General features: G+C 41.2%; 15 protein-coding genes. 4 read left to right on the top strand and 11 right to left on the bottom strand.

Going from position 1 to position 10,785, the window contains the following annotated elements:
- Nucleotides 1-279 precede the first annotated feature (279 nt).
- From H9659_RS14110 to H9659_RS15705, 4 genes are all read right to left on the bottom strand, one after another.
- On the bottom strand, nucleotides 280-1,251 hold the full coding sequence (locus tag H9659_RS14110) for a ring-cleaving dioxygenase (protein ID WP_191691717.1): 972 nt from the start codon (nucleotides 1,249-1,251) through the stop codon (nucleotides 280-282).
- An 89-nt stretch (nucleotides 1,252-1,340) separates the two neighbouring features.
- The gene (locus H9659_RS14115) at nucleotides 1,341-1,877 is read right to left on the bottom strand and encodes a P-loop NTPase family protein (RefSeq protein WP_191691719.1); all 537 of its coding nucleotides are present in this window, start codon (nucleotides 1,875-1,877) and stop codon (nucleotides 1,341-1,343) included.
- A 14-nt stretch (nucleotides 1,878-1,891) separates the two neighbouring features.
- The gene (gene abc-f, locus H9659_RS14120) at nucleotides 1,892-3,505 is read right to left on the bottom strand and encodes a ribosomal protection-like ABC-F family protein (RefSeq protein WP_191691720.1); all 1,614 of its coding nucleotides are present in this window, start codon (nucleotides 3,503-3,505) and stop codon (nucleotides 1,892-1,894) included.
- An 86-nt stretch (nucleotides 3,506-3,591) separates the two neighbouring features.
- Nucleotides 3,592-3,732 carry an RAxF-45 family protein gene (locus H9659_RS15705; RefSeq protein ID WP_318240739.1) on the bottom strand — a complete coding sequence of 47 codons (141 nt, stop codon included), beginning with the start codon at nucleotides 3,730-3,732 and terminating at the stop codon, nucleotides 3,592-3,594.
- A gap of 241 nt (nucleotides 3,733-3,973) precedes the next feature.
- On the opposite strand from H9659_RS15705, the gene H9659_RS14125 reads away from it, so the two are divergent.
- On the top strand, nucleotides 3,974-4,762 hold the full coding sequence (locus H9659_RS14125; RefSeq protein WP_191691723.1) for a DUF2268 domain-containing protein: 789 nt from the start codon (nucleotides 3,974-3,976) through the stop codon (nucleotides 4,760-4,762).
- Nucleotides 4,763-4,838: 76 nt separating this feature from the next.
- Here the strand turns inward: H9659_RS14125 and H9659_RS14130 are convergent, their stop codons facing one another.
- Nucleotides 4,839-5,105: a hypothetical protein gene (locus tag H9659_RS14130; protein WP_191691725.1), complete on the bottom strand. Its 267-nt coding sequence runs from the start codon at nucleotides 5,103-5,105 to the stop codon at nucleotides 4,839-4,841.
- Nucleotides 5,106-5,338: 233 nt separating this feature from the next.
- Between H9659_RS14130 and H9659_RS14135 the strand changes: the two genes are divergently transcribed.
- From H9659_RS14135 to H9659_RS14145, 3 genes are all read left to right on the top strand, one after another.
- Nucleotides 5,339-5,530 carry a YjcZ family sporulation protein gene (locus H9659_RS14135; RefSeq protein WP_191691731.1) on the top strand — a complete coding sequence of 64 codons (192 nt, stop codon included), beginning with the start codon at nucleotides 5,339-5,341 and terminating at the stop codon, nucleotides 5,528-5,530.
- Between the two features lie 470 nt (nucleotides 5,531-6,000).
- On the top strand, nucleotides 6,001-6,324 hold the full coding sequence (locus H9659_RS14140) for a PadR family transcriptional regulator (RefSeq protein WP_191691733.1): 324 nt from the start codon (nucleotides 6,001-6,003) through the stop codon (nucleotides 6,322-6,324).
- Nucleotides 6,317-7,345 (top strand): DUF4097 family beta strand repeat-containing protein, encoded by a 1,029-nt coding sequence (locus H9659_RS14145; protein ID WP_191691735.1) that lies wholly within the window; start codon nucleotides 6,317-6,319, stop codon nucleotides 7,343-7,345. Before H9659_RS14140 ends, H9659_RS14145 begins: the two co-directional genes overlap by 8 nt.
- 70 nt (nucleotides 7,346-7,415) lie before the next feature.
- Here H9659_RS14145 and H9659_RS14150 read toward each other — a convergent pair whose 3' ends face one another.
- The 6 genes from H9659_RS14150 to H9659_RS14175 all read right to left on the bottom strand — a co-directional run bounded on the left by H9659_RS14150 (nucleotide 7,416) and on the right by H9659_RS14175 (nucleotide 10,613).
- Nucleotides 7,416-7,829: a VOC family protein gene (locus tag H9659_RS14150; RefSeq protein WP_191691737.1), complete on the bottom strand. Its 414-nt coding sequence runs from the start codon at nucleotides 7,827-7,829 to the stop codon at nucleotides 7,416-7,418.
- A 48-nt stretch (nucleotides 7,830-7,877) separates the two neighbouring features.
- Nucleotides 7,878-8,198, bottom strand: a complete 321-nt coding sequence (locus tag H9659_RS14155; RefSeq protein WP_191691739.1) for a DUF3784 domain-containing protein — start codon at nucleotides 8,196-8,198, stop codon at nucleotides 7,878-7,880.
- 77 nt (nucleotides 8,199-8,275) lie between these two features.
- Nucleotides 8,276-8,659, bottom strand: a complete 384-nt coding sequence (locus H9659_RS14160) for a hypothetical protein (RefSeq protein WP_191691741.1) — start codon at nucleotides 8,657-8,659, stop codon at nucleotides 8,276-8,278.
- 312 nt (nucleotides 8,660-8,971) lie between these two features.
- A complete protein-coding gene (locus tag H9659_RS14165) occupies nucleotides 8,972-9,499 on the bottom strand; it encodes a GrpB family protein (protein ID WP_191691743.1) in 528 nt (175 codons plus the stop codon).
- 85 nt (nucleotides 9,500-9,584) lie between these two features.
- Nucleotides 9,585-10,046: a GNAT family N-acetyltransferase gene (locus H9659_RS14170; RefSeq protein WP_191691745.1), complete on the bottom strand. Its 462-nt coding sequence runs from the start codon at nucleotides 10,044-10,046 to the stop codon at nucleotides 9,585-9,587.
- A gap of 69 nt (nucleotides 10,047-10,115) precedes the next feature.
- Nucleotides 10,116-10,613 carry a GNAT family N-acetyltransferase gene (locus H9659_RS14175; RefSeq protein ID WP_191691747.1) on the bottom strand — a complete coding sequence of 166 codons (498 nt, stop codon included), beginning with the start codon at nucleotides 10,611-10,613 and terminating at the stop codon, nucleotides 10,116-10,118.
- Nucleotides 10,614-10,785: the final 172 nt, after the last annotated feature.

A 10,785-nucleotide genomic window follows, 5' to 3' on the forward strand; every position in this document is an offset into this window, starting at 1 on the left:
TGACGTGATGAATAGCAATGAACGAATTCGCTCATAAACCTGGAAAAGTAATCATAAAATTTGGATTCCGCTCATAAACTCAAAAATGTGATCATAAATCACGGATTCCGCTCATAAACTCGAAAATGTGATCATAACCGTAGATTACGCTCACATATCTGAAAATATATTGCTACAACCGCTATCGCTTTTCCATATAAACCAACTTTCCTTCCGATTACCTCGCCTTCCACAATCTTCAAGCATCCCTAATCCAATAAAACCATGCTTTATCTTATCTCATTGCCCACTATCTAATGGTGTAAGCCGTCTTTCAATTTCCTCCCTGCGTGACTCAAGAAATGGCGGCAATGCTAATGACTCTCCCAACGTTTCAAACGGCTCATCGGTATCGAATCCTGGTCCGTCCGTCGCTAATTCAATCGTTAAGCCATTCGGATCCTTTATATAGACAGAACGGAAGTAGAATCTGTCAATAAATCCAGAGTGCGAGACATTCATCTCCGTCAATCGATCAATCCACTGTAACAGTTCCTCCTGATCCGCTGCGCGTAATGCGACATGGTGAACACTGCCGCGGCCTGGTCGTTCAGTCGGCAAATCCGTACGCTCTTCAAGAATAAGTTCCGCACCAGTTCCACCTTCCCCAGTTGAATAGACGACAATATCACGCTGGCCGTCCTTACCAGAAGGATAGGTTGCAACTGGTCTGAATTTCAGAACTTCCTCTATCAAATGTCTAGTCAATTCCCCATTCGCAACAGTTAAAGTAACTGGCCCTAGACCTATTATGCCGAACTCCTCAGGGATTTCATCATGGACTTGGGGTACACCTCCAGCGACTCCATCATTTGTTTCATCCGAGACGAGCATGAGTCGTTGTCCTTCGGCATCAGTAAAACGAATCGATTTGCGCCCAATACGTTCTAATATCGCCTCTTGTTCAACCCCATACTTCATAAATCGCTCTTGCCAAAATTGTAACGCTTTGTCAGACGCTACTCGTAAAGAGGTTAATGAAATACTATTTGTTCCTGCCCGTGTTGCACCCGCACGTGGGATTTCAAAAAACGTTAACTCCGTGCCAGGATTTCCTGCTTCATCGGCATAGAACAAATGATACATCGAAGGAGCATCTTGATTGACTGTCTTTTTCACAAGACGCATGCCCATGATCTTTGTGTAGAAATATAGATTATCTGCTGCATTTGCAGTAATTGCTGATACGTGATGAATCCCTTTGAGTTCCATTTATAAATCCCCCTCTTATTTCGAGAAAATTACTCTTAATTAAAGATAATAGTACTCGTAATTATAGAGAAACACAAATAAACGAACTGCTAATGCAGCTCGTCTATTTGTGTTCTCTCTACCATCTGAAGAAACTCTCTTATTTGTCTCCGTGACTGAAGAAGGAACACATTTTTTCCTTCTTCAGTATAGTTACGCATTCGACTTCGCATATCCACTCTTCGACGTCTATACGTAGTCACAATATACTTGAGGAATACCCAATCCAATTTTTCACGACACTCTTTTCCCATGTCCGGTCTCGTTTGCTTATGATACCGAATCCGACGTTTAAGTACGCGAAACAAACACAGATACAGAGGGAGTTCCAAGTAAATAACCGTGTCCGCATTTGTTTCACGCACTGACACCGTTCTCGAGTAATTCCCTTCAATAATCCAAGTGGAACCCGCCGTCGCATCCAACTGACGCTGTTCAAATACTTCCGAAGGCACCTCTTGCCAACCTGGTTCAAAATATAAACTGTCTAAAAAGGTAACTGGATAATCGAGTATTTCTCCTAAGTTGCGAGCAAATGTCGATTTTCCTGCCCCCGCAGAAACACCCATAACTAGTATCCGACGCATAAGTACCTCCTCGTTCACTCTTCAACTTGCTTCCGATGAGCAAATTCAAAATCACCATCGTGAATGGTCATCTTCTGTTGATCAATCCATGCAATCTTCGTAAACAGCTTCTGCAAGAAATAACGATCATGACTCACCGCGATGATTGTGCCCTCGAAACTCTCAAGTGTATCTTCAAGAACTTCCCGACTTTCAATATCCAAATGATTGGTTGGTTCATCTAAAATAAGCAAATTGATATTTTGCTGCATCAGTTGTGCGAGTCGGAGCCGCATCTTCTCTCCACCACTTAAATCTTTCACTTTCTTAAAGACATCGTAACCATAAAACAGAAACTGCGCGAGGACATGCCGTGCGTCAGGCTCACTCATCGAGAGTTCTTCACGGAAAGCATCGATCAATCGCAATTCATCATTCAATGTATCAAATTGCTGAGCCAAGTATCCGATTGTGACATTGCTTCCAATGCGTATTCTGCCTTCAGATGGAACTACTTGGTTCAAGATCATTTTTAATAGCGTGGATTTTCCTGTACCATTATTTCCAACTATCGCTAACCGATCTTGCCAGTAGACAGACAGTGAAATGTCTTCAAAAATCATTGGCTGCTGTAAGGCATAACGATGACTTAGCTGTTCGATAAGAACGACTTCTTTTCCGCTGCGTTCACTCGCTTCTAAACGCAGGTTCATGGCTTTCTCCTTTTTAGGCTTTTTGACTACTTCGATTCTTGCAAGCATTTTCTCCATCGACTTCGCCTTTCGGAATAGATCCGGATTTGGTGGCGAAGATTCATTTGCCCATTGACGCAGTCGACGGATCGCTTCCTTGATTTTTTTGATTTTCTTTTGCTGCTCTTTGTATTCCGAAAACTGCTGTTCCAATTTAGCCTCCCTGTTCAAAAGGAAAGCATCATAATTTCCATGACTCAACCAGCATTGTCCATCTTCTAACTCAATGACTTTATCGACGACACGGTTCATGAATTGACGGTCATGAGAAACCAGGACCACTGTTCCTGGAAATTGTCGTATGTGTTGCTCCAACCATTCAATGGCAGATAAATCCAGATGATTCGTCGGCTCATCCAAAAGAAGGATATCGGGATTTTTCAGTAAGATTTGACCCAACATCACTTTTGTTTTCTCACCGCCGCTTAATGCCTCAAATTCATGCTGGAAAAAGTGAGTAATCCCTAATCCATTTGCGATGCTTGTGATCTTGGATTCCATCTCATAGCCACCAAGTTCCATAAACGTCTCTTGTAGTCCTCCATATCGGCTCAAGATTCGATCAGAAGCGTCAGTTGCCATTTGTAATTCAAGTTCTTTCATACGGCGTTCAATACCAATTAGCTCGTTAAATGCCTCTAATAAAACGTCTTTAACAAGATGGTGTGGATAGGCAGGAATCTGATGTAAATATCCGATTTTACTGTCCTTTGCTTGAATAATACGACCATTATCAGGTGATTCAATACCTGCAAGCAGGCTTAACAGTGTTGTTTTTCCACACCCATTCCTTCCAACGAGTGCAACATGTTCTCCAGATTTCACTTCCATAGTGAGTTGATCCAGTATGACTGTTCCGCCAAATGATTTTGTCAGATTTTCCGCTTTGATATGCATTGTAAGTGCCTCCAGGAGCGCACTGATTTCAGGCAAACAAAAAAGACCGCCCGTTAACAAGCAGTCTTTTCGTGAAAAGAGTGAAGTTAATCAGTTGCGCTGTAATTTTTTGGTGTTCTAAAAAAGGACATACGTATCCCGTTCTCCAAAAAATCGTAAGTAATGACACGTGCAATATACGTTGAAGTATCAACTTGAACACATGCCTGCGCTACTGAATTCTTCATTCTTCCCACCCCCGTTCAGATTAGTTGCTATCAGTCTAACATGATATTGATTGACTTGCAAGAATACTCTTTACATGAGCGCCTTTATGATCAGATTTCAACAGATTAAGGATGTTCCATACAATAAACAGGGACATTTATGTCGCTGAACATTCAAAAGTACTTCTCATCGCAGTGCGACTGGTAGATTTCTGTTCTTTCAATTACCGATGCATACAATAAGATACGAAGGAGGGTTACAATGCCTGTCATGAAAACTAATGAGTGGTTGAATGAGCTTTATCAAAATCCCATTGAGCTATGTAAAAAGCTAGAACCATTGTTCCCTGGTATTTCTGCAAAAGAAATATATGAATATTTTCGGTTACATGGTATGTATCATGAGCGCGATAAAAGAGAATTCACACTTGTAGATACTATGATCGAAAACGATATTTGGGCGGTTGTGGAAATGGAACATTTGGCGCTTCAAAAGAAATGGAAAGGTCCGGATGTCCCCATCATTATTTTACCCTCGAATACAACAGACAAGAAACTGATGAAGCAAACGAACGGAAAAGCCGGCTTAGCATTTTCCGATAAACTCTTCCTATTTGTTCCTGAGAACATTTCAGAGCATGAATTGAAAGCGTTATTCATACATGAATACAATCACGTCTGTCGATTATGGCATACAAAAAAGGAGGAGAAATCCTACACGTTGCTGGATTCAATCATATTAGAGGGTCTTGCGGAGCATGCCGTACGTGAAAGACTTGGGGACGCATTCACTGCGTCCTGGACGAATTTACATTCCAAGGGAAAGCTCGCAAAGATTTGGGATGAAATCATCTCACCTCAAAAAGAATTATTGAAATCACACCCTTTGCACAATCAGTTTCTGTTCGGATGGGATGGTGTTCCTCGAATGGCTGGATATTGCGTAGGTTATTACTTAGTGGGAAGCTATCTGAATACGAATCACTTATGTATCAACGATATTATGAGCGTAAACGCGAAAGTCATTTCAAATCTTCATCCATCTGGTTAAGCAATTACGAAACAAAAACCAGAGAGACAGCAACCGCTATTGTCCAGCGCTGCCTCTCTAGACTTACATCAGCAACTCACCAAAAAAAGAACGGAATTAACGCAAGCGTCGCAATAGCACCTAATGCGATTCCTAATCCAAATCCTCTTCCTCTATAACCATAACCGCTAAATCCATAGCCAAACCCGCCCAAATTTCTGATACCATTCATCGGTTGTAAGTACACGTGCCGATTATCCACGTGCTGGATAATCCCCCGATGTTCTTTACCATCTTTTGTTCGGATTGCAACTGCTTTACCGCAATGACGGTTACACATCTGGTGCATGTTTTCCTTCGCCATATTTCACCCTCCCATCTGGTCAACCTCTAGCAGTATATGATCGAACAGTATCCAACAAAGGGGACAACACCCAAAAAATCATCAGTTGTGTGAATACCCCAGTCACAGATATGCTGTTTGCATACTCTATCAACATAGGCAACGTGGAAGTGGGATGAGCGGATCTGGATAACCATTTACCCGAACTGCTTATGACTACATTTTTAAGTTGAACGTTTGAGGAGGTGAAAACTATGGGTTATGGATGTGATCCTTGTGGCTATGGAGGATACGGTGGTTACGGTCCTCAAGGTGGAAATTGTGGAGGTCGAGGTAACGGAAGCGGTTTTGCGCTATTAGTGGTTCTATTCATTCTCTTGATCATCATCGGTGCATCTTATGTATCGAATAATAATGACTATCATCCTCACAAAAAAGATTGCTAATTAATATGCCGGCTAAGCCCCCTTTGTTGTTATCGCAACGGGGCTTAGCTTTTTTAACGATTTCGATATTCAGACGTGTGCTGAGCATTCAAAAAATAATCATCTTAAAAATTAGAGCCACGCCCCCTGTTCAGCGTATAAAACAGAGCATCCAAAAGATGAATAAAGTAACTTCACTCTCAGTTATTATCGTCTTCTGAATAAAAGAACAAATAATAAATCCTTTTCGTATTAATCCTCCAGACCTGCCACTTGCCCATAATTTTTTCACTCCACAGTTCCATGGATTACGACTATTTCCCCATTAGACGTAATCAACATATTGTTTTGCGGATTAGACTACAGAGTGACAAGAAAAAGAATTTTCACAGTACCTTGCTATGAACACTACTAAGTGATATTCTTTAATTATCGGTACCCCGTTTGAACCAGTACCGTTTATAAAATAGTAGTGAAAGGTGGGGATCAATGTGAACATCCAGTTTAAGAAAGGTGTCTTGAACCTTTGTGTGCTAGTCCTTCTTGACAAACAGGATCGCTATGGGTACGAATTGGTGCAAAAGATTTCCGATCAAATCGCAATCTCGGAAGGCTCCGTTTATCCTTTATTACGCCGATTAACAAAAGAAGGGTATTTCACGACATACCTTAAAGAATCGACGGAAGGTCCGCCTCGCAAATATTACAAGTTAACGGATACCGGACGAGAATATCTCCACGAGCAATTAGAGGAATGGAAACATTTTTCACTAGGTGTCAACACACTTATCAAGGAGGGTATCAAAAATGACTGAAAACCAATACGTTAAGGAACTTGAAGGCTTATTGAGACGGCTTCCTTCAGAAGAACGGCAAGACATCGTACAGGACATCCGGGAATACTTCGTGGACGGCCGCGAAGACGGTAAATCAGACGATGAAATCACAGGGTCTTTGGGGTCACCTATTTCCATTGCCAACGAACTGCTCGCATCTTACCCTGAGCCGAGTAAAGAAGTTCACACGGATGATACCACTGAAGTCATCCGTATCCAAGATGACAGTTTCAAGGATATTTCCATTGAAGCTCAACACGGCGTCCTCCTCCTATCTCCTTCTGAAAATCATGTAACAACAGTAGAGCTGACAGGGAGCAACGACAAACTCAAACTGTTCGCTGAGGTGAATGGAAACACACTGATTGTAAAGCTGAAAAGTCTCCGCCCCCGATTTATGATGTTCAGCTTTTCAATGAAAAGTGCAGTCTTGAAAGTTTCGATTCCAAAGAAACTGTATGATGCAATTTCGCTGAAAACGGATAATGGCAGGATCTGTGCAGAAAAGCTGCTCAGTCAATCTCTTCACATTCAATCAGACAATGGCCGGATTGACTTACGTGAGGTTGCGACTCGTATTCTTGAAACGAAAACGGACAACGGGCGCATCGAAGTCACGAATACGCAAGCTGACCGGATCATTTCGAAAACCGATAATGGTCGCATTGAAATGCGTCACGTCGAAGCAGATTCGATTGCTGTAGAAACGGATAACGGCCGTATCGAGTTGAGTCACGTGAACGGAAATATCGCAGGTGAAACGGACAACGGTCGAATTACACTGATTACCAAAAGTTTAGATCGCAACATCGATATGCAAACAGACAACGGCAGCATACTGATTCAAACCGATGAAAAGCCGACAAATGTTTGCATTCAAACCAAAACCGCTCATGGGCGAGTAGACGTATTCGGAGAAAATAATTCACGTACCGTTTTCGGAGCTGGCGAGCATACCATCCGTCTAAAATCAGATAATGGACGAATCACAATTCAATAAGTAGTCGAGTTAACCAAAACGCAAAACAGAGACCATGGATCTCTGTTTTTTGCTTGGGATAAGAACGGCATCACTCTTGAGGATAACTGCATAACTCAAATAATGTTCCCTCCGTAGAAGCAGGATTGATATAAATAAGCCGTCGTCCTCGGGCGTTCGTGCGCAATGTGTCTTCAAGAAATCGGATACCTTTGTCTCTTGCTTCGAGTATCGCCTGTTCTAAATTATCCACTCGGTATGCGACATGATGAACGCCTTTTCCTTTTTGTCTAATAAACCTCGCAATCGGTGAATTTCGATTCGTCGGTTCAAGCAGTTCGATGGTTTGTCCATTGGTTCTTACAACCGCTACATGCACTTCAACACCAGGCGCATCACTCGTATACCGATCTTCCAATGTTCCCTTCAGCACTTCTAAGTAAAAAGAAAGCGCTTCTTCGATACTTCTGACTGCAATACCGATATGGTCGAGTTCATAGTTCATATTCAACCTCCTTCCAGATTCATTAGTTTTTAATCAATGGACGCAATTTCACTCAGATAGTGTTTTTTGAAATCGATTTCCGGTATTCATATAGATAATCATAAAAAGTACAATTCCTAAGAACAACACCAATCCCACATACAAAAGCCAAGGTTTATCTAAAAAGTCACTCAATACCCAAAGAACCATACTTAGTGCCAAAGCGTACATCATCTTGCCCATGAACTTACACAACCGAATTCGATCATATTTTTCTTTTTCTTCCTCAGACATCGTATTATATCCTGCAATAAGCGATGCTCCTTTTCCATTTATGAAGAGAGTTCCTAATCCGAGAAATAAACCAATCATCATCACTGAAACAATCATGTCGCGCCGCCACCTTCATCGAGCCTTCATTTTTTAAATTGCGATTTCAAGACATATACCAAGTCAAAATTAGTTAGCTACTCCAAATGAGCCTCTGGATTTTCATAATACTCAGTGGTCAGTGACCCCATTTCGTTGTTTTTAGAAAAGCATATCGTTGCAAGTATGAGTTCATCCCCCACAAATTTCGCTTCACCATCAAATGTACTGTAGGCACTGGACATTTCTTCAAACTTTTTAGGTTGATCATCAAGGTTTTGTCCCGAGCTACTTCCTTCGTCATTACTAATGGAAACGTTAACTATAGTTTTGTCGAATTCTGAAATCGGTCTTTGCATTGAGAAAATAATCATTCCATTGTTATCAACGGGTGAACTTAGAGATGAAACTGGGTCATCGGCTAAGATCCCTTTTTCATACTTTTCGACCCATACCATTGCTTCATTGAATTCTTCGTTCACGATCCGTTACATCCGAAACGGAGATTGTATTAGTTTTGCCCCTACTTTCTGAACACCCTGTCAGAATAATGAGTAAAGTGAGCAAGAAAAATAATTGTTTTTTCAAAAGGCACCTCTTCTCGTATTGATATCGATTATCGCAAATCCATTATTCATCTACCAAGACTATACTCTGAGAAAAAGATAGGTAAGCATAATGGAATGCGTAGAATACCCGACATCTTTGCATTATTGCAGTATCGAAAGGACTCATCCAAATTATGCTAGTATCCTCTTTCTTTTTCACCACTCCAAGCTTTAATCGCTATCCATTTACCTTCTTTCTGCAATACGTCTAACAAACTCCTCTTTATACTTTGTATAGTCGTTCATATCCCCGGTGCCTTTCAACAAATAACTCATCTTCAGCACTTCATATTCCTTAGCTAAAGACTCTGAAGCATTCAGCTGGTCTCTAAATGATAGAAAATCATCCCATTTCTGACCTTCATACTCGACTAAATGAATAATATGCGTTTTCGTATCCAGTTTTCCATTATCCAAAAACTTTGCGAGAACGACTTCGTTTTCTAATACGACTTGGAGGCGGTAAAATTGAATGGATTTCAAGCTTTTCAACAATTCAACAGAAACCTGGTGAATATCATCCACTCCAAGCGCGATATCGATCATCGGCTTTACTTTGATGCCGTGGATCGATGTACTGCCGATATGCTCTATTCTATCGAACCCTAAACCAGAGGCATCATGGATTGTCTGACGAGTCTTCTGGAATTCCTCTTGCCATCCAACTTGAGGCTCCACCAATTGAATTTCCCCTTGAACTAATCCTAAAATCATAGCCTTTCCTCCTCAATAGTAGCCGTAATTCCGGATCGATCATGCTTAAAACTCTTTTTTCTTTTCAGTGCGGCCGATTATGATGTTACATGGGTTTTAACTTCAGAGTGAATCGCACCCGATCTCTGCACTGAATCCCATTTTCAAAAATCTCTTCAGGATAATGAATGATAAAATGATCCGTGTCGATACCTACCATCCGGAATCCGCACTTTTGATAAAGCGCCAACTGACCGATACTTGAATTCCCTGTCGTTACATGGATAGTGGCGAATCCTTGGTTCTTAGCTAGTTGGACTGCATCCAACACTAGTTCCTTACCAATTCCTCTTCCCTGCAAGTCTTCTGCTACTGCCACATTCATGATTTCAACATTTCCAGGAGTTGTCTGCAATAGTACATAGACACCGACGATCCGATGGTCGATTTCTGCTACAAAGCATTCACCTTTTGCGAGGTACGCTCCAATTTTTTGTTTCGATGGATCTGCCAAAACTAGTAAATCCATTGGAGGAATTTCATCCGCTTTCAGTTTTCGGATTTCCATATTTCATCACCTTCAAATATAAGTTTAAGCTGCCCCAACCTACTAAGGAAACACAATTCCACCAGTGCATCATATGAGTTTGGCCATATAGTATTCGTCAACATAATTCCCATCGATATAAAGCGAATTCCGCTTCGTCCCCTCAATTGTAAATTTCATTTTCTTATACAACCGGATGCCTGCTTCATTGGGATGAGCGACAGTCAATTCCATACGATGGATGTTTTGTTGTTTAGCCCATTGTTCTAGGAATTCGAAGAGTGCGATTCCAATTCCTTGTCCTTGATAGTCTGTTAAAATCCCGACTACGAGGTAGACAGTATGATTTGTTCGATTGGAGCTACCTCCGCTTGCCATGAGATATCCTACGAGCTTGTCATCTGATTCCGCTACAATAATAGTAGACCGTTGTTCACTTTCCATCGCAAGAATTCGTGAGTGAAGCTGCTCTTTAGTAACCATCCGTTCTCCCGGACCAAACAACATGTATTTTGAATCATTTTCAACTCGTAGAATTAGATGACACACCTGTTCTGCATCTTCAAGACTTACGTGTCTGATCTTCATTCGCATTCATCCATTCCTTGATGTTTTGTAAAAATTGTATTGAAAGATAATCTTACAATGTCCCCTAATTCCTCATCCCTGCAAACTATGACGAGCTCATCTTGATCAATTTGAAGAAAATGATTTTCATTGTAAAACCCTATATATAAACCTCTCCTGCACCTCAATAAGG

Origin of the sequence: Sporosarcina gallistercoris (genome assembly GCF_014836415.1) — a bacterium.
GTDB classification, from domain to species: Bacteria; Bacillota; Bacilli; order Bacillales_A; family Planococcaceae; genus Sporosarcina; species Sporosarcina gallistercoris.